The sequence below is a fragment of the Ethanoligenens sp. genome (assembly GCF_047718355.1).
GTDB lineage: Bacteria > Bacillota > Clostridia > Oscillospirales > Ethanoligenentaceae > Ethanoligenens.
On the sequence record NZ_JBDNLG010000041.1, the window covers coordinates 1 to 23,024 of the forward strand.

General features: G+C 53.9%; 26 protein-coding genes and 1 pseudogene. 4 read left to right on the forward strand and 23 right to left on the reverse strand.

Going from position 1 to position 23,024, the window contains the following annotated elements; translation table 11 throughout:
* The first annotated feature begins 41 nt into the window (after window positions 1-41).
* The 4 genes from ABF463_RS07775 to ABF463_RS07790 all read left to right on the forward strand — a co-directional run bounded on the left by ABF463_RS07775 (window position 42) and on the right by ABF463_RS07790 (window position 2,576).
* Window positions 42-416, forward strand: a complete 375-nt coding sequence (locus ABF463_RS07775; protein ID WP_415533019.1) for a GntR family transcriptional regulator — start codon at window positions 42-44, stop codon at window positions 414-416.
* The gene (locus tag ABF463_RS07780; protein ID WP_415533020.1) at window positions 409-1,293 is read left to right on the forward strand and encodes an ABC transporter ATP-binding protein; all 885 of its coding nucleotides are present in this window, start codon (window positions 409-411) and stop codon (window positions 1,291-1,293) included. The genes ABF463_RS07775 and ABF463_RS07780 overlap by 8 nt, the downstream gene beginning before the upstream one ends.
* On the forward strand, window positions 1,293-1,994 hold the full coding sequence (locus ABF463_RS07785; protein WP_415533022.1) for an SPW repeat protein: 702 nt from the start codon (window positions 1,293-1,295) through the stop codon (window positions 1,992-1,994). The genes ABF463_RS07780 and ABF463_RS07785 overlap by 1 nt, the downstream gene beginning before the upstream one ends.
* A 108-nt stretch (window positions 1,995-2,102) precedes the next feature.
* Entirely contained in the window at window positions 2,103-2,576 is a 474-nt protein-coding gene (locus ABF463_RS07790; protein ID WP_415533023.1) for a hypothetical protein, read from the forward strand.
* 258 nt (window positions 2,577-2,834) lie between these two features.
* Here ABF463_RS07790 and proS read toward each other — a convergent pair whose 3' ends face one another.
* The 23 genes and pseudogenes from proS to dtd form a co-directional block, all read right to left on the reverse strand.
* Window positions 2,835-4,277, reverse strand: coding sequence for a proline--tRNA ligase (proS, locus tag ABF463_RS07795; RefSeq protein WP_415533024.1), 1,443 nt, complete (start codon window positions 4,275-4,277; stop codon window positions 2,835-2,837).
* 1,098 nt (window positions 4,278-5,375) lie between these two features.
* Complete coding sequence (gene groL / locus ABF463_RS07800; protein WP_415533025.1) at window positions 5,376-7,016, reverse strand: chaperonin GroEL; 1,641 nt, start codon at window positions 7,014-7,016, stop codon at window positions 5,376-5,378.
* Between the two features lie 80 nt (window positions 7,017-7,096).
* Window positions 7,097-7,381 carry a co-chaperone GroES gene (locus tag ABF463_RS07805; protein ID WP_415533026.1) on the reverse strand — a complete coding sequence of 95 codons (285 nt, stop codon included), beginning with the start codon at window positions 7,379-7,381 and terminating at the stop codon, window positions 7,097-7,099.
* Between the two features lie 182 nt (window positions 7,382-7,563).
* Entirely contained in the window at window positions 7,564-8,694 is a 1,131-nt protein-coding gene (locus tag ABF463_RS07810; RefSeq protein WP_415533027.1) for a THUMP domain-containing class I SAM-dependent RNA methyltransferase, read from the reverse strand.
* 200 nt (window positions 8,695-8,894) lie between these two features.
* On the reverse strand, window positions 8,895-9,440 hold the full coding sequence (hpf, locus tag ABF463_RS07815; protein ID WP_415533028.1) for a ribosome hibernation-promoting factor, HPF/YfiA family: 546 nt from the start codon (window positions 9,438-9,440) through the stop codon (window positions 8,895-8,897).
* A 233-nt stretch (window positions 9,441-9,673) separates the two neighbouring features.
* Window positions 9,674-10,999, reverse strand: coding sequence for a ribonuclease E inhibitor RraB (locus tag ABF463_RS07820; protein WP_415533030.1), 1,326 nt, complete (start codon window positions 10,997-10,999; stop codon window positions 9,674-9,676).
* Window positions 11,000-11,038: 39 nt separating this feature from the next.
* Window positions 11,039-11,269: a hypothetical protein gene (locus tag ABF463_RS07825; protein WP_415533031.1), complete on the reverse strand. Its 231-nt coding sequence runs from the start codon at window positions 11,267-11,269 to the stop codon at window positions 11,039-11,041.
* Between the two features lie 22 nt (window positions 11,270-11,291).
* On the reverse strand, window positions 11,292-12,446 hold the full coding sequence (locus ABF463_RS07830) for an amidohydrolase (protein WP_415533032.1): 1,155 nt from the start codon (window positions 12,444-12,446) through the stop codon (window positions 11,292-11,294).
* A gap of 61 nt (window positions 12,447-12,507) precedes the next feature.
* Window positions 12,508-13,410, reverse strand: coding sequence for a thioredoxin-disulfide reductase (gene trxB / locus ABF463_RS07835; protein ID WP_415533033.1), 903 nt, complete (start codon window positions 13,408-13,410; stop codon window positions 12,508-12,510).
* A gap of 348 nt (window positions 13,411-13,758) precedes the next feature.
* Window positions 13,759-14,184, reverse strand: coding sequence for a S1 RNA-binding domain-containing protein (locus tag ABF463_RS07840; protein WP_415533034.1), 426 nt, complete (start codon window positions 14,182-14,184; stop codon window positions 13,759-13,761).
* 119 nt (window positions 14,185-14,303) lie between these two features.
* Complete coding sequence (locus tag ABF463_RS07845; RefSeq protein WP_415533035.1) at window positions 14,304-14,579, reverse strand: septum formation initiator family protein; 276 nt, start codon at window positions 14,577-14,579, stop codon at window positions 14,304-14,306.
* A gap of 19 nt (window positions 14,580-14,598) precedes the next feature.
* Window positions 14,599-15,135 carry a spore cortex biosynthesis protein YabQ gene (yabQ, locus tag ABF463_RS07850; RefSeq protein ID WP_415533037.1) on the reverse strand — a complete coding sequence of 179 codons (537 nt, stop codon included), beginning with the start codon at window positions 15,133-15,135 and terminating at the stop codon, window positions 14,599-14,601.
* 12 nt (window positions 15,136-15,147) lie between these two features.
* The gene (yabP, locus tag ABF463_RS07855; RefSeq protein WP_415533038.1) at window positions 15,148-15,435 is read right to left on the reverse strand and encodes a sporulation protein YabP; all 288 of its coding nucleotides are present in this window, start codon (window positions 15,433-15,435) and stop codon (window positions 15,148-15,150) included.
* A 240-nt stretch (window positions 15,436-15,675) separates the two neighbouring features.
* Window positions 15,676-16,134: a hypothetical protein gene (locus ABF463_RS07860; protein ID WP_415533040.1), complete on the reverse strand. Its 459-nt coding sequence runs from the start codon at window positions 16,132-16,134 to the stop codon at window positions 15,676-15,678.
* Between the two features lie 195 nt (window positions 16,135-16,329).
* Entirely contained in the window at window positions 16,330-16,575 is a 246-nt protein-coding gene (locus ABF463_RS07865; RefSeq protein WP_415533041.1) for an RNA-binding S4 domain-containing protein, read from the reverse strand.
* Window positions 16,576-16,599: 24 nt separating this feature from the next.
* Complete coding sequence (locus ABF463_RS07870) at window positions 16,600-16,875, reverse strand: HU family DNA-binding protein (protein ID WP_415533043.1); 276 nt, start codon at window positions 16,873-16,875, stop codon at window positions 16,600-16,602.
* 29 nt (window positions 16,876-16,904) lie between these two features.
* Window positions 16,905-17,801: a MazG family protein gene (locus ABF463_RS07875; RefSeq protein ID WP_415533044.1), complete on the reverse strand. Its 897-nt coding sequence runs from the start codon at window positions 17,799-17,801 to the stop codon at window positions 16,905-16,907.
* A 124-nt stretch (window positions 17,802-17,925) separates the two neighbouring features.
* A complete protein-coding gene (locus ABF463_RS07880; protein ID WP_415533045.1) occupies window positions 17,926-18,747 on the reverse strand; it encodes a purine-nucleoside phosphorylase in 822 nt (273 codons plus the stop codon).
* A 161-nt stretch (window positions 18,748-18,908) separates the two neighbouring features.
* The gene (locus tag ABF463_RS07885) at window positions 18,909-19,265 is read right to left on the reverse strand and encodes a zinc ribbon domain-containing protein (RefSeq protein WP_415533046.1); all 357 of its coding nucleotides are present in this window, start codon (window positions 19,263-19,265) and stop codon (window positions 18,909-18,911) included.
* 148 nt (window positions 19,266-19,413) lie between these two features.
* Window positions 19,414-20,430 carry a uridine kinase family protein gene (locus ABF463_RS07890; protein ID WP_415533047.1) on the reverse strand — a complete coding sequence of 339 codons (1,017 nt, stop codon included), beginning with the start codon at window positions 20,428-20,430 and terminating at the stop codon, window positions 19,414-19,416.
* A complete protein-coding gene (gene hemZ / locus ABF463_RS07895) occupies window positions 20,396-21,889 on the reverse strand; it encodes a coproporphyrinogen dehydrogenase HemZ (RefSeq protein ID WP_415533048.1) in 1,494 nt (497 codons plus the stop codon). Before hemZ ends, ABF463_RS07890 begins: the two co-directional genes overlap by 35 nt.
* Window positions 21,886-22,521: an MBL fold metallo-hydrolase gene (locus ABF463_RS07900; RefSeq protein WP_415533049.1), complete on the reverse strand. Its 636-nt coding sequence runs from the start codon at window positions 22,519-22,521 to the stop codon at window positions 21,886-21,888. The genes hemZ and ABF463_RS07900 overlap by 4 nt, the downstream gene beginning before the upstream one ends.
* Before the next feature lie 5 nt (window positions 22,522-22,526).
* Window positions 22,527-22,988 (reverse strand): annotated as a pseudogene (dtd, locus tag ABF463_RS07905) (D-aminoacyl-tRNA deacylase).
* Between the last annotated feature and the right edge of the window lie 36 nt (window positions 22,989-23,024).

Below are 23,024 nucleotides of genomic sequence, written 5' to 3' on the forward strand. Positions count from 1 at the left end.
GTAATTAACCATATAACCTTTACAAAGAGGAGGGGGCGCGCTTGAAGCTGAACTTTGACAATGAGAAATCCATCTATCTGCAAATTGCAGAAAGCATCGAGGACGACATCCTGCGCGACGCGTTGCAGGAGGAAGAACAACTGCCCTCTACCAATCAGCTGGCCACCCTGCTTCAGATCAACCCGGCCACGGCCGGCAAAGGCATCAATCTGCTGGTGGAAGAAGGCATTGTCTACAAGAAGAGAGGAATCGGCATGTTTGTCGCCACAGGGGCGCGGGAAAAGCTGCGCGCCAAACGCAAGAACGCATTTTATCAAACCTACATTGTCACCTTGCTGCACGAAGCAAAAAACCTGGGGCTGACACATGCCGAATTGTTCACGTTACTTGAGAAGGGGGAAAAAGAGCATGGTTAATACCGTCCTGCAAGCCGAGGGTCTCTGCAAGCAATATGGCAAGACGCAGGCGCTTTCGGATTTTTCGGTTGCACTTGAGCCAAACAAAATCTATGGACTGCTGGGGCGAAACGGCGCCGGCAAAACCACGTTTCTGAATATCATTACCTCCCGCATTTTCGCGGACGCAGGCAGCGTGGCGGCATTCGGAGAAGACGCGGTGGAAAATCAACAAATTTTACCGCGCATCTGCTACATGGCGGAAAAAAATCTATTTGTCGAAAAAATGACCGTGCGGGAGCTGCTGCGCTTTGCGGCGCTGTTTTACCCCCGGTTTGACCGCGCCTATGCGGCGGCACTCTGCAAGCGTTTTGACCTAAACATCAAAAACAGATATCGGGCACTGTCGCGCGGGTACGAATCCATTTTGCGCATCGTGATCGGTCTTGCCAGCCGCGCAGAGCTGACCATCTTTGACGAACCGACACTGGGACTGGACGCCGCCGCGCGCGACCAATTCTATCAGGAGATCATCGGGGACTTCTCCGAGCATCCGCGCACCTTTCTGCTCTCCACGCACCTCATTGAGGAATCGGCAGGCATTTTTGAAGAAGTCATTATGGTCAAGCAAGGGCGGCTGATGGAACAGACGCAGGTAGACGCCCTGCGGCAGCGCGCCTGCTACCTAACCGGACGGGCAGATGCCGTAGAGAAAGCCGCACAGGGCCTGCGCACCCTGCATACCGAGGACATCGCAGGGCTGCGCATCTGCGCGGTGTACGGCGACATCTCCGAAGAGCAAAAGATCCGTTGGAGACAAGACGGACTGGAGGTCTCCCCTGTGCCGGTCCAAAAGCTGTTCATCTACCTGACCGACGCACATAAGGAGGAAAACTGATGGAACGCATCTGGAAATGTGCCCGCTTTGCGTTGGCGCGCATTTGGAAAAGCGCGGTGATTGTCACCATCATTTATTTTGCTTTTATCATCGGCTTAACCACGCTCATCAATGCCGTCACCCCGGATGGCCCGAAAACCGTGCAAAGCAGTCTGATCCTGTTCGTTGTAATCTACACTTTTTTCTTCATGTACAGCCTTTATAAAAACATGTGGAACAATCTGCTCTTATTCGGCAATACGCGCACGACCAGCTTCGGCGGTATTCTGCTGGCAACTCTCTGTGCAGACGCGGCGTTCGCCATCCTCTCTGTGCTTTCAGACGGCTTTACCGTGGTCTGGAGCCGGGTCATGCACTTTACAGGCGGCAGCATTTATGGCATTCTCGACCCGCAGGCCTCTCCGATACAGGGCGTGTGGTATTACTTCTGCCTACTGTTTGCCGTCAGCTGCTTCGGCCTCCTGTACGGCACACTGCTCTATAAGATTGGCAGGGCGTTTCATGCGATTTTCTGGATTGCCTTTGCGACTTTCTGGAGCGTAGGCATACCCTTATGCAGCAAACCGATTTTGGCAGCTGCCGCTTCATGGTATACGGGTTACCACCATATTGCAGCAGCCTCTTTGCACGCGCTGATAACCGGCGCAGTCTTTGCCGTCATTGCTTATCTGCTTGCCCGCCGCCAACCGCTGCGTGCATAAGTGCTAAATGTCACGCAGGTTGTGACGTTTGGCATCTACCGGTCAGCTTCCAAATCACCTATACTATGCATGAACAAATCAGTTGCAAACATGTACGGAGGGGTCTGTATGAATCCGCAATCCATGGGCTATTTTTCCCTGATTATTATTTTTCTGATGTTCGCGGGGGTCATGCGCGGTAAAGTCAAGCACTTTAATCCGGTGATGATCTGGCTGGTACCTGTGCTGTTGCTGTCTATGACTGCGGAGGAAGTGCTTCACATTCCCGCTGCTACACCCGCGGCGCAAATCTCCATCACGCTCGCCCTGATTGTCGGCGGATGTGCAGGACTGGGGATCGGTCTGCTGCGCGGAAAATCCATGCATTTCGACAGCGATGCAAACGGCATGATCTACCGCAATTCTTACGCAAGTGTGATTTTCTTTACCGTTGTCCTCCTATTTAAATGGGCTGTTTCCGCCTTCTTTGCCGGAAGCCCGTTTGCCGCCCTGCTTTCCATTGCGCTGTTGGCAGTTTCCTGCGGTTCCATTGTGGGACGGCGCATCTTCATCACATACAAAGCGGTGCAGCTGGCAAAATAAATAGTCCCTGTTCCATTTCTTCATGATAGAAAAAGAGCGCCCATGCAACAGCAGTTGCATGGGCGCTCCTTTAAATCGTCAGCCTGTCATTTCTTTTTGTGTTTTATGGGCAACGCCCGTAAAACGGTTTTTGACACTTGGGCTGTGGCAAATACAAATTCGTTTTCTCACTACTTTAAAGTAGACTGTGCCCATTTTCAGGCTGTGCATTGCCTTTCTCGCAAAATTCTCCTGAGCTTAAACGCGGGCTGTGCCCGCTCAATAGGCTTTGCCCCAATAGACCATATGTTTGGCGGGTTTGCCGCAGCACACACAGGTGTCGGACAGGTGCTCCTGCTCAAACGGGATGTTCCGGGAGGTCACGCCCGCTACTTCTTTCAGCTTGTCCTCACAGGCTTTGTCGCCGCACCACATGGCCTTGATGAAGCCCGGCTTCTCGTTTGCCGTCTGAGTAAAGCCGTCGAGGTCGGTGCAGGTATAGGTCATGGTATTGAGCCGCGCCAACGCTTTCTGGTAAAGCGCCTCCTGCACATCGTCAAGAATAGCGGGTAAGCGGGTTTCCAACTCGTCCAGCGACACTTCAATCTTCTGCCGGTCATCGCGGCGCACCACCACACAGCGGTTCTGCTCGATATCCCGCGGGCCGATCTCCAGCCGCAGCGGCACGCCCTTCATCTCATACTCGGCAAACTTCCAGCCCGGCGAATTGTCGGAGGCATCCAGTTTTACGCGAAGCGTTTTTTGCAGGCGCACCAGCAGCTCGTTGGCTTTATCCAGCACGCCGGGCTTGTGCATGGCGACCGGCACGATGGCCAACTGAATCGGCGCGATGCGCGGCGGCAGAACCAACCCGCTGTCATCGCCGTGTACCATGATGATTGCCCCGATCAAGCGGGTGGTCACGCCCCACGAGGTCTGGAATGGGTATTGCAGCTTGTTGTCGCGTCCGGTGAACTGGATGTCGAACGCGCGGGCAAACCCATCGCCGAAATAATGCGACGTGCCGCTTTGCAGACCCTTGCCGTCGTGCATCAGCGATTCAATGGAATAGGTCGCCTCCGCGCCCGCAAATTTCTCTTTTTCCGTTTTGCGGCCTTTCACCACCGGCATCGCCAGCATCTTTTCGCAGAAATCCGCATAGATATTCAGCATTCCGGTGGTTTCCTGCTTTGCTTCTTCGGGGGTTTCGTGCATGGTGTGCCCTTCCTGCCACAAAAACTCCATGGAACGCAAGAACGGACGGGTGGTTTTCTCCCACCGCACCACCGAACACCATTGGTTGTACAGTTTTGGCAGGTCGCGGTAGCTGTGGATGATATGCGAATAATGCTCGCAGAACAGCGTTTCGCTGGTCGGACGCACGCAAAGGCGTTCTTCCAGTTTTTCTCCGCCGCCGTGTGTCACCCACGCCACTTCCGGTGCGAAGCCTTCCACATGGTCTTTTTCCTTTTGCAGCAGGCTTTCCGGGATGAACATGGGCATATAAACGTTCTCATGTCCGGTTTCTTTGAATTTCGCATCTAAAAACTTCTGGATATTCTCCCAAATGGCATAGCCATAGGGGCGGATATACATGCAGCCCCGCACAGTGGAGTAGTCCACCAACTCCGCCTTTTTCACAATGTCCGTGTACCACTTGGCAAAGTCCTCATCCATCGGGGTGATGGCTTCCACCAGTTTTTTGCCGCCGTTCTGCGCCATGATTTTTCCGCCTTTCTATCGAAACCAACTGCCGGATGGCAGCGGTGTTATGCAATTGTTTGATTTGCCTGCCCACAGGCGCGGGCAGACCGTCCTTTCTATTATAAAAGCGCAAAGGTCGAATTTCAACCAAAACTTATCGGTTACCGTCCGAAAACCGTTATCCGCCCCTCGGTCGAACTGATTTGCAAAATATGTCGAACGGGGTTGCAAGTTGGTAAAAATCTCTTTATAATAAAAAAGACGGAATGCGGCCCAAAAAAAGGGCCGAAGCAGCCCCGCCGTGCTGGAACACGACGGAGCCAATGCAGGTGCACAACCACCCACACTGCCAGCGAAAGCCGGCGCTCCGACACTTCAACAGTATAAACGATATGCTATGTGTTTGCAAGCGGACGGCAGGTGCGCGGCGTGCTTTCGTCGCGGGCTTTTCCCATGCAAACGCAGGCTTGTTATACCTTTTGGAAGCGGATGTGGGTACGTTTGTAAGGACGGCCTGCGTCCGCTTTTTTTGATGGGCCGCTTCCGCCTTATTTTGCAACTGAAAGGGCTGAATGATAGATGCAGAAACAACTACCTAACCACACACCTGCCGTCAACTGGGAAGAACGCGTGGAGGAACTGGAGCGTTTGTACGAAAAAAAATATCCTAATGAGGCATTGCTGGACATCACGGGCACCCTTTTCGAGCGCATCCTCGGATGGATGGGCAACGAGCACGTACAGGAATTGCGCACTTACACCGATCTGTTGATTGCATTGTACAACAAAGATACGGATTGGTTTTATTTGAAAGGGCGGCGCGACGTAAAAGCGGCAAACATCCTAATTAAACCCGTTTGTGCAGCTAAAAATATACAAAACGGCGCGGGACTTTCGGCCGGCGCCTTTTGCGCTTTGCGGCCACAGACCGCTATTATATTGAAAGATTTAGCTGTACAAAACACGCACAGAAACATGAGCCGCGTCCACAGGCTGGTGATCTGCTGGAAAAACAAGCCTACCGGGACGAAAATGCCCACATTTCAAGCTGCGCAATCTCCGCACATGCCATGCAGGCTATGCCCGCATGAACCTAAACACAGGCTGCGCCTGTTCTTAGTACATGCCGCCCATGCCGCCCATACCCGGGTTCGGGGCTGCCGGAGGTGCCTCTTTTTTCTTCTTGTCGGCCACGAGGGACTCAGTGGTGAGCACCATCGCCGCAACGGAGGCCGCGTTCTGCAACGCACTGCGGGTCACTTTGGTTGGGTCCACGATGCGGGCTTCGAACATATCCGCATAAACTTCTTTAGCGGCGTTGAAACCATAGTTGACCTTGCCGGACTGCAGAATCTTGTCGATGATGACCGAACCTTCCAAGCCCGCGTTAAACGCGATCTGGCGAATCGGCTCTTCAAGAGCTTTGATCACGATCTTGACGCCGGTCTTCTCATCGGCGTCTTCTTCGGTCTCAAGCAGTGCCTGAACCGCAGGCAGGGTGTTCACCAGCGCCGTGCCGCCGCCGGCCACAAGGCCTTCGGCCACAGCCGCTTTGGTTGCCGACAGAGCATCTTCGATGCGCAGTTTCTTTTCTTTCATCTCGGTCTCGGTTGCCGCACCCACGCGGAGAACCGCTACGCCGCCGGCCAGTTTTGCCACGCGCTCTTGCAGTTTTTCTTTATCGAAATCACTGGTGGCGCTCTCAAGCTGTCCACGAATCTGTGCAACGCGGTCTTTGATGGCCTGCGGGTCGCCCGCGCCTTCCACGATGGTGGTGGTCTCTTTGCTCACCTTGACCTGACGGGCATGGCCCAACTGTGCAACGGTGGCGTCTTTCAGCTCAAGGCCGAGGTCGCTGGAGATTACTTCGCCGCCGGTGAGGATGGCGATGTCACGCAGCATATCTTTGCGGCGGTCGCCGTAACCCGGTGCTTTAACAGCAACGCAGGTAAAGGTGCCGCGCAGTTTGTTGACGATCAAAGTGGAAAGTGCTTCGCCCTCTACATCCTCGGCAATGATGACCAGCTTTTGGCCGGATTTCACGATTTCCTCGAGCAACGGCAGGATATCCTGGATGCTGGAAATCTTCTTGTCGGTGATGAGCAGGAGCGCGTCGTCAATGACGGCTTCCATTTTCTCGGTATCAGTCGCCATGTACGGTGTGACATAGCCACGGTCGAACTGCATTCCCTCAACCACATCGCAGGTGGTCTCGGCGGTCTTGGAATCCTCAACCGTGATCACACCGTCGCTGGTCACTTTTTCCATTGCTTCCGCAATCAGCTTGCCGATGAAGGCGTCGCCCGCGGAGATGGTGGCGGCACTTTCGATATCTGCCGTGCCGCTGATCTTTTTCGCGTTTTTCTTAAGAACTTCCACTGCGGTGTCGACCGCTTTCTGGATGCCCTTTTTGATGACCATCGGGTTTGCGCCCGCGGCCACATTTTTCATACCTTCACGGATGAGTGCCTGTGCAAGCAGCGTAGCGGTGGTGGTACCGTCGCCGGCCACATCGTTGGTCTTGGTGGCTACTTCTTTGACCAACTGCGCGCCCATGTTCTCAAATGGCTCTTCCAGTTCAATCTCTTTGGCGATGCTCACGCCGTCGTTGGTGATGAGGGGGGAGCCATATTTGCGCTCCAGCACCACATTGCGGCCTTTCGGGCCGAGGGTGATTTTAACGGTATCGGCGAGCTTATCCACGCCCTTCTGGAGCGCTTTGCGAGCTTCTTCGCCATAAATGATCTCTTTTGCCATCGTTACCTTTACCTCCCGTAATTTACGAAACTGCCGCACAAGAGCGGCGCCTCATAAAACAAACTTTTCAAAACCGGTTTTTATTCCACAATGGCCAGGATATCGCCTTGGCGCACGATGGTGTATTCGGTGCCGTCCACCTTAACTTCGGTGCCTGAATATTTGCTGGCGATTACTCTCTGGCCGGCTGTCAGGTACATGGTGATTTCTTTGCCATCCACCACGCCGCCCGGACCCACCGCGATCACTTCCGCAATCTGGGGCTTTTCCTTGGCGTTGTCCGGCAGGATGATACCACTTTTCGTGGTTTCCTCCGCCTCGACCAGTTTAATAACGACTCTGTCCGCAAGAGGTTTGAGTGTCATTTTAAAATTCCTCCTTGAACGAATTTTTTTGTTTCAAACAATTAGCACTCCATTCCGTTGAGTGCTAAAACTATTGTAATCACTCTGTTGGTAAAAATCAAGTGCTCATAAGGGAATCTTTTCATTTTCGTCAATTTGCCGAATAAAATGCAAATTTCGCCCCCTGCGCCTATCTTTTTTGTCTAATTTTTCGCACGAGGACGAAAATATTGAAACAATTCGCAGCGAATCATCCCGTTGTATAGTTTGCGGCGCTTATCCGCGCGCGCGCCGAAAAGCAGTTCAAACCGGTCGCTGGGACTGATGATATAAAACTGAAACTGTGGCAATTTACGATATAAAGCGCCCAATTCCGCGTAAAGATCCTCGGCCTCACGCGCTTCCAGCATCCGCTCGCCATAAGGCGGATTGCACACCACCTCGCCGCGGGTCTGCGTAGGTGAAAAGTCTCGCACGTCCCGCTGCTCAAACCGGATGCAATCGTCCACACCCGCTCGTTTGGCATTTTCTTTTGCCAAGGATATCGCCGCCGGGTCGTTGTCGCTCCCCTCAATCAAACAGGGCTTGCGATCCACCGCGTCCCGCGCCGCCGCGCGTGCCTCCTGCCAGACTTCAGCGGAGATCCAATGCCAACGCTCGGCGGCAAAGGTGCGGTTCAGCCCGGGCGCAATGTTTTGCAGCAGCATGGCGGCTTCAATCACCAATGTGCCGGAACCGCACATTGGGTCACAAAAGAACTTGTCCGCAAACGGACGGGACAGGCGCACCATCGCCGCCGCCAATGTTTCCTTGAGCGGCGCTTCGTTGGCTTTCAGACGGTAACCGCGCTTGTGCAGTCCGTCGCCCGACGTGTCCAGATAGATATCCACCATATCTTTATGGATGGAAAACCGAATCTGCACCAGTGCGCCAGTCTCCTCGAACCAATCCACATGATAGCTGCTTTTCAACCGTTCCACAGCAGCTTTCTTGATGATGGCCTGGCAATCCGGCACACTGTGCAGTGCGGACTTAAGCGACCACCCCTTCACCGGGAACGCGTCGTTTTTGCCCACAAATGTTTCCCATGGAATGGCGCGCACACCCTCAAACAGTTCCTCGAAACTGCGCGCGGGGAATTCCGCCAGCCGGATGAGCACCCGCTCCGCGCAGCGCAGGTGAATGTTCGCACGGGCAATGGCGCTTGCATCCCCCGTAAAGACCACCCGTCCGTCAAATGCGGCCACATCCGCAAAATCGAGCGCGCGTGCTTCCTCCGCCACCAGACTTTCCAGCCCAAACAGGCACGGGCACGTCAATGTATAGTTCGTCATGTTTGTTCATCCCATCTATCGGTGTTCATAGTTTACTGGATATTGTTCAAAAAAGTTGCCGAATCACGCCGTCACATCTGTTTATTATACCCCATTCCGGCTGCGGGAACAACCTCGAAGAGCAAATGACGCAAAGGAAAGACGGGCGACTGCACAGCCGCCCGTCTTTCCTTCATATTTTTTTGCAGTTTTACGGTCGCTCAGTCCTCGTCATTCGCAACAGGCTCCAGCACGCCGTAACCGCCTTTGCTCCGTTTATATACGATATTGACATCTTCGCTTTCCGCATTTAGGAACGCAAAGAACAGATGGCCGGAAAGGTTCATCTGCAAAATTGCTTCCTGCACATCCATCGGCTTGACTGGGAACGATTTCACTTTCACCACATCAAACGACGGCACTGCCTCTATCGGCGGAATTTCTTCTACCTCCTGCACGCTCTCGAACGCGCCGACACGCAGGCGTCTTTCCAGCCGGGTCTTATTCTTATGGATTTGGCGCAGAATGTGGTCGATCGCAATATCAAGCGAGGCCGACATATCCGGCGTGGTCTCCTCAGAGCGAAACACAATACCCTTGTTTTTAATGGTAATCTCGACGGTCTGCCGTTCGCCCTCAATCGTAACGGTTACAAAAGCCGTTGCGTCTGGTTCAAAAAAGCGCTCGAACTTACCCACTTTTTTGATGACCTTTTCCTTGAAAGCTTCTTTGAGTTGCGTTTTGCGGCCTGTAATATTAACATGCATGGGACCATCTCCTTATCGGTTAGGCGTATTGGCTTTCAAAAAGCCTGAAGTTGTGTAATTTGGACATAAATCGTTTTGTTTTTGTCCAAATTTATATGGAATTTTCTTTATTATAGCAGGTCGTTTCTCAGATAGCAACCCCTTGTCCCAAAAAACCTTAAAATAGGAAAAGCGGTTCCCACAAAGGAACCGCTTTTTGCTGTGCACCTGCCAAACCGCACCCACAGGAACAACTATGCTTCCGGCGACAGCCGCCCAATCTCCCACTCATAGAACTGCCCATGAAACTGCTGTGCCAATTCCATCGCACGGTCGGTATTACAATTCATTCGTGCAAGCCCCACTCGTCCGGTCAACTGCGCACACACCGCATGGGAAAATGCCGGGTCGTCGCCTAACTCATGCATCTGCTGTTCCCGGTCAAAATATCGCGCATCGTCGTAGCCGAGCGAAACGCTCTGTTTGGCAAAAGCACGGGCATCCTTTGACTCTGAAAAATAAAAAGTAAAAATCTGCGGCACGGTCTGCGAGAAATCGAACCCGCCCGCCTCCATATTGTCATAAAGATACCGGTTGTGAATCTGCTGGTATTCCATTTCATTGGGATACACATCCGCCCGGAATCGCTGCCAATCCGGGTCTTTGTGTAGAGTCACTTCCGCCGTCAATCCCTGCTTGCTCACAAACCGCATGACTGCACGGCGTGCCCGCTCCGCATCATCCGCATAAAAAAACAACGTCAAACGTTTGCCCCGCGTGTCCAGAACATATCCGCAGAAAATCAACCGCCGTCGCGCACAAAAACAAATACAATCCCGCAGAAGTCCACCAATCTCCGAGGCGGGTTCCTCTTCCTGCACGGCAAACGGAATCTGCATCTCACTAGATAAAAAGGTTGTATAGCCCTTCACAGTCGGCAATTCGCCCAACGGCAGGTCTGCCGCGCGCAGTATGCCGTCACGCTCATATTGCCAAAAGGTCGCACTGAACGACACCAGCAGGATCTTTATCAAATACCGCAAGGCGCCAATCAGCACCGCAAACAAGAACAGTGCCAACGCGGCAAACAGCAACGGGGAACGCGCCCATGCCCATTCCAGTGCAAAACGTCCCCCTGTCCACAGTGCCACGAGCAAAATGCCGGCAGGCCACACCATCAGCGAGCGCACGAACCCAAACAAAAAGAGCCCCACACCCCAAAGCAGCAGCGCAATGCTGCCCAGAAATCCGCCGGTCGCCCATATACGGGCAAATTGGAACGGCTCGGGCTGACGGAAAAACGCAGTACCTGCGATTCCCACAGCCACCAGCACGAACAACGCCACAATCCGCAGCCTGCCCACACTGCGGGAGCAACCCGCCAAAGAATACGGTTTGGCAATATAAACGCCCAGCGTCTTCTGCACAACCATCCACGCATAAGTCGGTTGCTCCGGTGTTCCTGCTGTTTCCGGCTCCTGCGCCGCTTGTTGTGACGGCTCTTCTTGATGTCTGGGATCGACCGAACAGGTAGCAGGTGACTGCTTTGATTTCACCACCGGCGGTTCACAGTTTGCCATACGTCCTCCTTTGGTTTATTAAAAAACAGTGCCGGAGATCTATTCACGCAGCTTTTTTTGCAAATACAACATATCGACGCATTGGATGCCGTCCTCATAAATAGGTACGGGATACTGCCGTGTAAAAAAAGCCGAACTGGTGTGGTGATAAACAAATCCAAACCGTTTATAAAAAGTGGTACCCTTTTGGGAAGTACCCACAAGCATCCTGTCACACTGTCGGCGGAAATAAGCAAACAGATACCGCTTTTTTCTCTCGCACACTTTCATGGATCTTCAAGCTGCAACGTCCTTACTTGACACGTTTCCCATTCACCGCCACAAAGGTGGTATGTGCATAAAAATCCAGCGGATCTCCATCGAACACAACCAGATCGGCGTCTTTACCGACGCGCAGTGAACCCACACGGTCTTCAAGGTGCAAAATCTCCGCCGGACGGATCGTGATGGCACGCAGCGCGGCAGCACGATCCATCCCTTCACGCACTGCCAGCGCGGCGCAAAGCGTCAGATATTGCGTCGGGATAACCGGGTGGTCGGTGATAAGTGCAGGGAACAACCCGGCTTTTACCAGCTGTCCCGGCGTGGTCGGTGTCTGGTTTTTCAGCTCCGGTTTGGAGCGATCACACAGAAAGGGTCCGGAAAGAACCTTGACCTGCCCCGCCGCCAGTTCTTCCGCAATCAAGTGTCCCTCCGTAGCATGGACAATGACCGCATCCAGTTCAAACTCTTTTGCGATACGCAGCGCAGTAAAAATATCGTCTGCACGGTGCGCGTGGAAGTGGGCTTGTACCTCACCCGAAAACAGCGGCAGCAATGCTTCGCATTTGTAATCGAACTCCGGCTCCTCCAACTCCTCGTTCTCCCGGCAGGCCAACAATTTCTGCCGATAACGCATCGTCTTGAGCAGCTGCTCCCGAATAATCGCCGCCGTCGCCATCCGGGTGGTAGGCGTCTCGTCACGGTCATGGTAAACCGTTTTCGGGTTTTCACCCAACGCAAATTTGATGGCAATCGGTGCCTTGAGCAGCATGTCGTCAATGCGCCGCCCGGCGGTCTTCATGGCAATCAGCTGCCCACTCACGGGGTTGGCGCTGCCCGGTCCGGTGACAACAGTGGTCACACCTGCCTCGCGCGCTTCGGAAAAACAACGGTCAAGCGGATTGACCGCGTCCACCGCACTCAAATGCGGCGTGGACGGGTCGGTTTTCTCATTACCGTCATCTCCCTCAAAACCAAGGCTGTCCTCCCACATGCCCAGATGGGTATGCGCGTCCACCAACCCCGGCAGCAAACTGCCGCCTTTTGCGTCGAACACTTCGCCCGTCGTGACCGGAACCGTATCCATCGCGCCAAGCGCTTTAATGCGGTTTCCTTCCGTTTCCAACCAGCCATGCTCAATCAGCGCGCCTTCCATCGTAAAGACGCGCGCATTTTGAATCAACACGTTATTAACCCTTTATATCTGCAAGCCGCACAATAACAAATACCGGCGACATCGCCTTGTCTTACGCGAGAAAATGGATGGCGGCATTGGCGGCATTGGCGCCGTCGGATGCCGCGGTCACGATCTGCCGCAGCGCTTTTTTGCGGATATCCCCCGCCACAAAAACGCCGGGCAATGGCGTGGCGCAGTTTTCGTCCACATCCACGTAGCCGCCCTTGTCCAACGGCAGCGCACCCGCCAGCAAATCCGTGCGCGGCTTAGTGCCAACAGCAATAAAGATGCCCGATGCCGGCAATACACGTTCGGCACCGTCGCTCTTCTCTTTGAGCACAAGACCGGTCACGGCAGTTTCGCCCTCAATGCGCTCCACACCAGTGTTGAATATCTTCTCCACATTGGAGAGTCCCTCCAGTTTCCGTTGGAGATACCCTTCCGCACGGAATTGATCCCGTCGGTGGATGATATACACTTTTTCACAGATGTTTGCCAGATAAATTGCATCCTCGACCGCGCTGTTGCCACCGCCGATTACCGCAACCGTCTTTTTGCGGAAAAAGTTGCCGTCACACGTTGCGCAATAGGACACACCCCGTCCGGTAAGTTCTTTTTCACCTGGCGCGCCAAGCAGACGGCGTTCCGCACCCAGTGCAAGAATCACCGCTTTGGCCTCGTATGTTTCTTTGGCTGTCGTTACTTTTTTAACGGCACCCTCCAACGAAAATGCCGTGACATCCCCGTACACCATCTCGGCGCCCACAGACTTGGCGTGTTTCTCCAGATTGGTTGAAAAATCAAATCCTGTGATCAATGTGCTGCCCGGCCAATTCTCTATTTCAAAGGTCGTCGCGGCCTGTCCACCTACGCCCATGCGCTCCAAAATCATCGTGGAAAGACCCGCACGCGCGGCATAGATCGCCGCTGTTACCCCTGCCGGTCCACCGCCAACAATCAATACGTCCACCATAAGGTTCCCTGCCTTTCAAAAAAGTCATATTTTTTTCATTTTCATTGTTTACAAATATTTCTATTTGTGGTAATCTATATATGCAACTCCCTTCATACCCTTTCACTTCCCCAATTCTTTAATTTTATTTGTATGCGGCTGCCGATAATCCGGCGGCTATTTTTTTACGTCAATTGGGAAAAGCGGGATGAAGAAAAGAGCTGCCCCAAACCAAAAACGAGAACGGCTTCCACTCTTTCTGCGGACACAATGCACACAGAAAGTTCGGCTGCACCTCGTTTTTGCAGTTCAGAACGGCCCTTCGAAACTGTAACATTCATGGGCAGATTGCCGTCGAATGTTCGCGTATTATTTAGTGCCCACACGCCGAGAAACATTCCCCCGTTTGGGATCAATATATTTTTTGAGATCGGACAGCTTCTCATCACTCGATTGCTTGAACTTGTTCATCATTTCTTCAAAGGAGAGATTATCGTTTTTGCGCGGTGACCACTCATAGCCGCCCGGCCGTCCGGCAGACGGACGCTTTGGTGGGGCGGCAGCCTCTATCCGCTTCATCGAAAGGCTGACCTTCCCATCTTCGGTGATGGCCAATACTTTGACCTTGACCACCTGGTTTTCCTGCACGAAATCGCGGATTTCTTTGACGAACGTAGGGGCTACCTCGGATATGTGAACCATACCCGTCTTGCCGCCAGGCAGTTCTACAAAAGCGCCAAACTTGGTAATGCCCGTCACTTTTCCTTCCAATACGGTTCCAACCTCAAGCTGCATAAAACCTGCTTATCCTCCTAAAACCTCGGTGAAAAACAAACCGTTCTGGGAACAAACCGCGCAGCTTGCCACTGTGCAGCCCCGTTGGCCTTATATAAAAATAGACGGACACCGCATGATCAATTGCCCGCTACATTGATATAAATTCGCTCATTCGATTTGGTATAACCAAGCTTGTCCCGCGCGACACCGGCCATATACTGGTCATCATTCTCAGACAGCACCCGTTGCAGTTCCGCATTTTTCCCCTGCTGCTGCTTATATTGTGTCTGCAATTGTGCCAATTGCGCTTTATGCTGGCCGATCTGCACCTGCTGCTGAATCAACGTCACAGCAATATAAACAATGAACACGCCAAGCGCCATACGAAAAATCACACTTTTATGTTTTGTCATCCGAGACTCCTTGCACCGGTCATTTTTTACGCGCAGCAGGTTTGGCCATCTTATGCCTAACTTTATAGAATAAATTATACATCACTTCACGCACCGGTTTCAAGCACCTTTGGGCAACTTTACGATCCTTAGGCCACCTTTTTTTTATTTGCCCGCTTTTTTCAGAAAATAGCGCGCCCATTTTGTGTCCTGCGCGTACTACAGGGCGTTTCAGCCGCCTGCCTGCGGAAGCGGCCGCGTGGCGGGTACGAGCGGCAAACCAGCGCATTGCTTTTGCCACAAGTAGCCCCAGCGTGAAGCGATAGAACAAAAGCCCCAGCAGTTCCCCCTCCAGAATAAAAAAGCGGACTTCACCCGCGTTGCCTGCCAGCAAAAATAAAAAGGTAAAAACGCCGCACGCCAGCAGGTAAAGGCAATCCAATAAAAAAGAAAGCAATTTTCCGCAGGGTGAAAGCAACCGGCCGAGATAAAGTATATCGTAAACCAGCCCAAACGCACCGCCGATTCCCATTGCAAACAGGAACAGCATCATTTGTGAAGACGCCGAAACGGTCAATTGTCCTCCTCCTTATTTGAATATCCGTCCAAACAGTCCGCCGCTGTGCGGCACCTCATCACGATAGGACAGCGACGCGATGTCCCCCTCCACGTTGACTTCGCCTGTTTCCACACTCAGTTTATTCATATGTAGATTGTACCCGTGTACTGTCAATTCCCCCAACTCGGTGAACAGCACCACATTCTCTTCATCAAAACTGTCGACATCGGTCACACCAGACACGGTGAGCAGACGCCGATCCTCCAAAATCACGTTATGCACCTTTTTAGGCATCTGACTCTCTGATTGTACTGCCATCGTTTTCCCTCCATGCGTGTTCCGGCACAGCCGCGCAGCGGCCGCGTTGTTTTTCTGTCAAGCGGGAGCCATTGGCTATCCCTGCGCTATCACTCTATGTGTGCGCCACACGAAATATAACCAAAAAAATGCGAACAGCAAACCCGCCCACAGCAAAACTGCGGGCGGGAGCGTATGCAGACGACAGCCTTGGCAGTCATCCGCTCTATTGAGCAATATCGCCTTTTGGGAAAACGAAAATCATTGGCAATTATCGTCATTGCAATGGCAATAATGGCACACGCTGTCCAATACGCAGAGAATAAACGCAGCAAGCAGGAACAGCGCAAACAAAAGGAACAAAACCGTCAGCCCGAACAGCACGGCGGCGACAATCAAAGACACGCCGGAAGCACCGCTGAAAACAAGCGCAACCACCAACGCAATTAGCGCCGAAACAATTGACGGACGTAAATAAGCGCTGCCGCAGCCACAGACGACTCTCCTCCGGTAATCGGCGGAACCGCCATCCCTACCGGATACAGCCGACACAGACACAGCAAGTGCAGCAATTACGATTGCAAGCGCCAAGCTTACAGCCAGCGGTACAAAAAAAGGCGCTGTAAGAAAGCCCAGGGCAAGCAGCGTGGCTCCGCCGGCTGCAATAATCAGGCTTAATACAAACAACCCGGTAACCAACAGTTCATTACGGCTATACATGGTTATCCTCCTCAAAAAGAGTGGAAATGCAGATGGTGGCTTTCCATCCATGCCATCGTATGAGAAGTTGTCCACAATAGTTCCTCTGAACCGTAAAATACAGAAAAAACCGCCGCGGCACACCTGCCACGACGGTTTTCTCTGTCAACTGTTGATTCTATACGTTTTTATGAAAACAGAAGCCGTATCACGTTTCTACGCATCCAAGACCCGATACAAAGAAGATGCGCCCTCTTTAGTCACATGTTCCGCAACTTCCAGCACTTCGGCCTTGAACGGGTGCCCACCAAGGGTGATTTCCAGCACATCGCCAGGCTTGACCTCATATGAGGCACGCACCGGCTTGCCACCCACCGTCACACGACCCGCATCGCAGGCCTCGTTTGCCACAGTGCGCCGCTTGATGATACGGGAAACCTTCAGGAATTTGTCAAGCCGCATGGTTCTCTCCCACAGGACGGGGGTTTACTTGGAAACAGCATCCTTAAACGGTTTGCCCGCCTTGAAAACCGGATAAGTGGATGCAGGAATGGTAATTTCCTCTTTAGTGCGCGGGTTGCGGCCTTTACGCGCTTCCCGATGGTGTACTTCAAATGTGCCGAAACCTACCAATTGCACCTTTTCTTCAGCCACCAGAGATTCTACAATAGAATCAATGAAGGCACCCGTTGCTTTTTCCGCATCTTTTTTGGAAAGTCCCGCTTTTTCGGCCACTTTCGCGATCAATTCGGCTTTTGTCATTGATTATTCCCTCCAAAATTATGGTGATCTTATTGAAACCCGTCAGGACGGGCCTGCAATACAGGTTCTTGCTCCCGGAGCGCCGCCAGAGCGGCCTGAGAGGGAGATGCTGCGCCAGGCACCCGGTTCTCCTCCACCGTATACGTGCGAATGTATGCGTCACATGCATCCGTGAGCGCCTGTTCCGCCTCCACACCTACCGAGGACGCAAACGTGCAGAGCGAAAACAGTGCAAACCCTGTTGCGTGCGCGATGGAAAGCCGAGCGGTCTGTTCCGTACTGCTTTGGGCAAGCGCCTGCGCAAGCTTGTCCAATCCCTTGTGTGCTTCTGCCAATAAATCGGCAGTCTTGGGCGGCGCCGGTTCGTTTTTGGTCGCTTTTCTCCACACCTTAGCGCTCCGCATGGCCGCAGGCAAGGCGTGAGACACACTTTCCAACGCATCAGCCTGCGTTTGCTGACCGCGCGCACGTTTTTTAACCTCGTCCCAACTTTGCAGCGCCTGTTCCGGCGTAGTCGCACCCCGCTGGCCAAACACATGCGGATGGCGTTCAACCAGTTTGCGGCAAAGGCCGTCCACCACGTCAAGCATACCGAATCGCCCGGTTTCCTCCTCCATACGGGCATGAAAAACGACCTGTAGCAACACATCCCCTAGCTCCTCGCAAAGGTGAACAGGGTCATTTTCATCAAGCGCTTCGACTGCCTCGTATGTTTCTTCCAGAAAATTGGAGCGCACAGATGCATGTGTCTGTGCGCGGTCCCAAGGGCAGCCGTTTTCACTGCGCAAGAACGCCATCAATGCCAACAGGTCGTCAAAGTCATACCGTTTTTTGAGTTGAAATTCCATGCATTCACCGTTTGCCTGCCAGACGGACGAACATACGCCGCGTCTGATCAGATACTGATATTTTCCGCTGGCCGGCACAGGGTACGGCACCGGAACATGCAAAGTACTTTTATATTACCTTATCTTTTTCGATTTTTCAAGTATCTATGCGCATTGCGGACAAATATCTTTTCAAATCCACGCGAAGGACGCAAAACAGCGCTCAAAGCCGCCCAATCAGTGCAAGAAGCAGGGCGGACAGGTCGCCGGCGCGGGTGGATGCGATATCATTGACCTCGTCGCTGCGCAGCGGATTGGGCGACAGTCCCGCGCCATAATTGGTCAGGCAGGAAATGCAGAGGGTACGCAGACCGCAATGCACCGCCTCAATCACCTCCGGCACGGTGGACATACCAACCGCATCTGCACCCAGAAGGCCCAGCGCACGGATTTCAGCCGGTGTTTCATACTGTGGGCCGGGCATGAATGCATAGACACCCTCGCGCAGCAGAACGCCGGTATCCTCCGCACAGGCGTGTGCGAGGGCGCGCAGTTCGCTGCTGTAAGCGTCAGACATGTCAAAAAAGCGTTCCCCGAACATTTCCTCATTCCGGCCACGGCAAGTACTCTGACCAGAAAAATTGATATGGTCCTGCACGAGCATGAGGTCACCGGGGGTAAAATCCAGATTGATAAGACCGGCGGCATTGGTGAGCAGCAGATTGCGCACGCCCAATTGCTTTAGTACACGTACAAAAAATGCGGCGCGGCGAAACGACAGCCCTTCATAATAATGAAACCGCCCTGAAAACACATAAACCGGATGATCCGCCAGTGTGCCGATCAGCAGCTCACCCGCATGAGAGGGCGCGGTTGCGCGCGGAAAATGCGGGATATCTGCATAGGGCAGCTGCACACCACCCTGCACAGCGGAAGCAAATCCGCCCAGGCCGGAACCAAGCACCACCGCCGTCTGAGGGCGCAGCGGCGAAGCGTTTTGAATGGTTTGGGCGGCCAGCTGACAGGCCATTTCTGCTTTATCCATAAAACGATCCATTCCTTTTTCTTCAATAATCGGCAAAACCGCACACCATCATGCCCTTTTCCGGGTATGTGATGTACCGCGCACAAAACCGCCCATACCAGCCAAACAGGAACTCCCTGCTCGGTGGCATGGGCGGCTGCGCCCAGAAAAACATCTAAAGATTAGAGCTGTGCTCCGCATTTTTTGCAAAAGTTGGCATCCTGCGCGTTCACGGCGCCGCAAGCCGCACATTTCTTTTCTTCACGCAGCACGGAGATCTTCTCCTGTACGGCGGCCAAATCAGCGGTCAACGTATCGATCTGCGCGGATTTTTCGTTCACCAGCGCGGTCGCGTCAGTTTCAGTTTTCGCCGCATTATAGACCGAGCGACCCAACGATTCATACAGGTTTTTGATTTTACCCTCGATCTCGGCAGCCGAAATCCTCAGCTTGGAAAGTTCCACGATCTCACCGGTTTTTTTGCCGGCAAAATCCACAGCGCCTTTCGCCGTGATGACCGCATCTTCTAAAATCCCCATGGCCAATCACTCCTTTTTTCCTGTCGCGCCACATTGCGTATTTGTATTATACCATTCCCTACGGTTCCGCACAATATGCGCGCGGGTGGGTTTCCCACGCTTTTATGTGCGGAAGAAACATTGCCGCAGAGGCCTGAGCATAGAGCGGTCATCCGACAACTGCCTTACCTGAGCTTGAGCGCCGGCCGCGCCCGCCACCGCGGCGTTTGAGGGTCTTCTTGTTTAGGTAAAGACTGCCGCCAAGGAACTCACGCAGCAGACAGGCAGAAGGAATCATGCGCTGGGATATCCGTGTGAACCGTTTCATGGCATCTACCAGCCGTTCCGCCTCCGCAGTGTGCGGGCCGTCTTCCCACGCACTCTCAAAATGCCACAGCGCCATGCCGGCAAACAGACAGGGTTCGCAAGGGAAAACCGTGTCCAGCGTCACATCCGCCAACGGTTTGAACGGACGGATAAACGTGTCCTCGCCCCGGCAGACACCCTCCCACAATTCCAATGTATGCGCGGCACTGGACGCGCGGAACCGGTAGTCCCGCAGCACGCGACGCACCAGCCGCACATCCTGCGCGCTCAGCAGCACATCACCGCTCTCGTCCGCGAACGTGGAGCTGACGCTGACATACAAGCGAAAGATGCGCTCGCTGGGGAGGCAGGCGGCTACCAGCGGGTTGAGCGCGTGCAGACCCTCCACCACCGCCACACTGCCTTGCGGCAATTCCAGCCGCCGCACTTTGTCCCCGCGCTTCGCCAATTTGAAATCAAACACCGGGTACATTGCTTTCTCAGTCTCCAGCAGTTGTTTCGTGACCTGCGTGAAAAGGTCGAGATCCAATGCGGCGGGTGATTCATAATCCGGCCTGCCGTCTGGCAGCAGCGGTGTGTCGGCACGGTCTTTGAAGAAATCATCCAGTGAAATGGCAACCGTGCGCACACCGCGCGCCATCAAGCCGGCCTTGAGTTTGAGCGATGTCGTTGTTTTACCCGATGCAGACGGCCCCGCCAGCAGAATGAACTGCCGATGTCCCGCACGCTGGATGATCTGGTCGACAATCAGCGTCAGTTCCCTCTCATAACGTGCGTCGCATTCCTGGAAAAAAGCCATAGCGTCCGTCGCCCGGAAGTTGACATCATCCACGCGGATTTTGGGCAGCACTGCCGTCATAAAACGCCTCCACCTGTTGTTTGCGCGCAAGCACTTCGTCAAATCGCGCAAGATACTCATAGGGATATTTAAAATTGAATACCCGCTTAATGCGGACACCCGCAGGTTGTTTCATTTTTGTCACGCCGCCCGCACCTGCCGCAAGAATAGTGTGCGTCTCATCCATGATGAACACGTTGTACAGACCCTCGTGCCCCGGCCGGGCGAACCCGGTGTTCTCCAGATTTCCCACAGTGTTGCGTTGGCGGTAAAGATAATATGGCGCAAGCCCCGCGTCATCCAGCCGTCCGTAGGCATCGGAAAGCATCCGCTCCACATTCTGGCCGCACGCATCGTACCGCGCTCCACCGGACGACACCAGTCTGGAGGAACGTTTCATGGCAAGGGTATGCACCGTCACACCCTCCGGGGCAAGCGGCAGCAGCAAGTCAAGCGTGCGCGCAAATCCCTCGGGGGTGTCACCCGGCAGACCCGCGATTAAATCTGTATTGATCGAGGTGAATCCTGCCGCACGCGCGGCGGCAAATGCAGTGAAAAACTGTTCCGGCGTGTGCGCACGGCCGATACACTGCAGCACCGCCGCGTCCAGTGTCTGCGGATTGATGCACAAGCGTGTGCAGCCTCCCGCTTTAATGGCGGCGAGTTTCTCAGGCGTGATGGTGTCCGGCCGTCCGGCTTCCACAGTATATTCGCGCAGATAATCCAAAAAGAACGCCGCACGCACCGTGTCAAAAATTTGGGTGAGCATCGGTGCGGAAAGGGATGTGGGTGTGCCGCCGCCCATATAAATTGTCTCCAGCCGCAAATGCAGCTTTTTGGCCAACGCGCCCACCGCCGCCAACTCCGAGCACAGTTTTTCCACATAAGCAGGCAGAAGCTTTTTAGACTTTTCCACATCCTGGGAGATAAATGAGCAATACAAGCAGCGCGTGGGGCAAAATGGAATGGATATATACAGGCTGGCGGATTGCGGTGTGGAAAGCGCCGTGATGCGTGTCTCCTCTCTGGCAGTGTGCAGACAGAGGGTGGCTTTTTGCGGTGAAACCCACAAATCTTTCGTAAAATGAAGCGCAGCCTGCCGCTCGTCCAAACCGGATGCAAGCAGCTCCCGCGCCAGCTTGACCGGACGGATACCGGTAAGAATACCCCATGGCGGGCGGAACCCGCACAATGCTTCCCCCGCCGTCAGGAACGCGCGGCCCAGTGCGTGTTCCCCCGCTTTGACAGGATTCTTTGCTTCGGCAGAAAAGGTCGCATGGGCACGGCTCTTTTTTCCCGCGCGGCCAAGCAGCACCAGCACATGTGTTTGCGTCTTCCCACGCTTGAACCGCATAATCGCATAAAAATCACCGTGTGCCGCGAGGTCGGTCTCTTCCTCGATCTTTTCGCCGGGGAAGAACAAAAAACAAAGATTTCCCGCCTCGTACCGCATAGTTTGTCCGAGAAGATACAGCTTCATGCGTCTGCCGCACCTGCCAAAAACGGGTTGTTCGCGCGCTCCTCATCCAGTGTAGAAAAGCCGCCGTGACCCGGCAGAACCTGAAAATTCCCCGAAAGTGCCGCCAATTTTTTCATAGAGACCCGCATGGCGGCAGGGTCGCCGCCCGGAAAATCGGTGCGTCCCGCACTGCCCGCAAACAGCGTGTCCCCGCTGAACATCACGTCTTCGCAGAGCAGGCAGCAGGAACCGGGCGTATGCCCCGGCGTGTGCAGCACGTGAAATTTCAGCCCGGCAACCTCTACCGTATCGCCGTCTTCAAACAAGATATCCGGCCGGAATGGTTCAAAATTGCCACCGCCTACGGAGGATTGCAGGTTGCGGTGGGGATTGTTTAAAAAGTCCAGCTCCATTTTGGGAACCGCCAGCTTACAATGGAAATGTGCCAGCAGTTCGTGCACCGCGCCGATATGGTCGTAATGTCCGTGCGTCAACAAAATCATCTGCGGCACACAGCCGTTTTCCTCCACAGCGGCGATGATGCGCTGCGCATCCGCACCGGGGTCGATCACGGCGCACTTTCCGCCGGCCTTATCGCAGACAATATAACAGTTGGTGCCAATCTGGCCCACCCGCAAATACTTGATATCCATCGCATTTACCTCCAATCCGCCGTGTCCAGCACCAGCGTCACCGGGCCGTCGCCGTCCATCTCGATCTGCATGTCCGCACCAAATCGTCCCGTCTCTACCGGCATTCCAGTGGGTATGCACGCCCCGCAGAGCGCCTGCACAAACGCATGATAAAGTGCCTGTGCCTGCTCCGCACCCGCCGCTCGCGTAAATTCAGGCCGCCTGCCCTTGCGGCAGTCGCCATATAACGTAAAGTTGGATACGACAAGGAATCCGCCGTCCACATCGGACGCGCCAAGACACATCCTGCCTGCAGCATCCGAAAAAACACGCAGTCCGGCGGTCTTTGCCGCCAATGTCTGCGCGTCTTTCTCGGTATCCGCCTGCTCCACCCCGAGCAGAACAAGCAGCCCTGTGCCGATCTGCCCGGTCACAGAACCTTCAACCCGTACACACGCGCGTTATACGCGCTGCAAGACCGGCCTCATTTGTCGTCCGTGATGCGGCGGCATTCAAGTTAAAAC

Coding starts and splice junctions, on each gene's coding strand:
- ABF463_RS07780 (WP_415533020.1), top strand. CDS start 409: ATGGTTAATACCGTCCTGCAAGCCGAGGGTCTCTGCAAGCAATATGGC.
- hemZ (WP_415533048.1), bottom strand. CDS start 21,889: ATGAAGCTGTATCTTCTCGGACAAACTATGCGGTACGAGGCGGGAAAT.
- ABF463_RS07860 (WP_415533040.1), bottom strand. CDS start 16,134: ATGTATAGCCGTAATGAACTGTTGGTTACCGGGTTGTTTGTATTAAGC.
- ABF463_RS07810 (WP_415533027.1), bottom strand. CDS start 8,694: ATGACGAACTATACATTGACGTGCCCGTGCCTGTTTGGGCTGGAAAGT.
- ABF463_RS07845 (WP_415533035.1), bottom strand. CDS start 14,579: ATGACAAAACATAAAAGTGTGATTTTTCGTATGGCGCTTGGCGTGTTC.
- trxB (WP_415533033.1), bottom strand. CDS start 13,410: ATGGTGGACGTATTGATTGTTGGCGGTGGACCGGCAGGGGTAACAGCG.
- ABF463_RS07865 (WP_415533041.1), bottom strand. CDS start 16,575: ATGCGGCTTGACAAATTCCTGAAGGTTTCCCGTATCATCAAGCGGCGC.
- ABF463_RS07820 (WP_415533030.1), bottom strand. CDS start 10,999: ATGGCAAACTGTGAACCGCCGGTGGTGAAATCAAAGCAGTCACCTGCT.
- hpf (WP_415533028.1), bottom strand. CDS start 9,440: ATGCATGTTAATATTACAGGCCGCAAAACGCAACTCAAAGAAGCTTTC.
- ABF463_RS07885 (WP_415533046.1), bottom strand. CDS start 19,265: ATGGGGATTTTAGAAGATGCGGTCATCACGGCGAAAGGCGCTGTGGAT.
- ABF463_RS07870 (WP_415533043.1), bottom strand. CDS start 16,875: ATGACAAAAGCCGAATTGATCGCGAAAGTGGCCGAAAAAGCGGGACTT.
- ABF463_RS07900 (WP_415533049.1), bottom strand. CDS start 22,521: ATGGATATCAAGTATTTGCGGGTGGGCCAGATTGGCACCAACTGTTAT.
- ABF463_RS07790 (WP_415533023.1), top strand. CDS start 2,103: ATGAATCCGCAATCCATGGGCTATTTTTCCCTGATTATTATTTTTCTG.
- ABF463_RS07890 (WP_415533047.1), bottom strand. CDS start 20,430: ATGACGGCAGTGCTGCCCAAAATCCGCGTGGATGATGTCAACTTCCGG.
- yabP (WP_415533038.1), bottom strand. CDS start 15,435: ATGGCAGTACAATCAGAGAGTCAGATGCCTAAAAAGGTGCATAACGTG.
- ABF463_RS07825 (WP_415533031.1), bottom strand. CDS start 11,269: ATGAAAGTGTGCGAGAGAAAAAAGCGGTATCTGTTTGCTTATTTCCGC.
- ABF463_RS07805 (WP_415533026.1), bottom strand. CDS start 7,381: ATGACACTCAAACCTCTTGCGGACAGAGTCGTTATTAAACTGGTCGAG.
- ABF463_RS07785 (WP_415533022.1), top strand. CDS start 1,293: ATGGAACGCATCTGGAAATGTGCCCGCTTTGCGTTGGCGCGCATTTGG.
- ABF463_RS07840 (WP_415533034.1), bottom strand. CDS start 14,184: ATGCAGCTTGAGGTTGGAACCGTATTGGAAGGAAAAGTGACGGGCATT.
- proS (WP_415533024.1), bottom strand. CDS start 4,277: ATGGCGCAGAACGGCGGCAAAAAACTGGTGGAAGCCATCACCCCGATG.
- groL (WP_415533025.1), bottom strand. CDS start 7,016: ATGGCAAAAGAGATCATTTATGGCGAAGAAGCTCGCAAAGCGCTCCAG.
- ABF463_RS07880 (WP_415533045.1), bottom strand. CDS start 18,747: ATGGATAAAGCAGAAATGGCCTGTCAGCTGGCCGCCCAAACCATTCAA.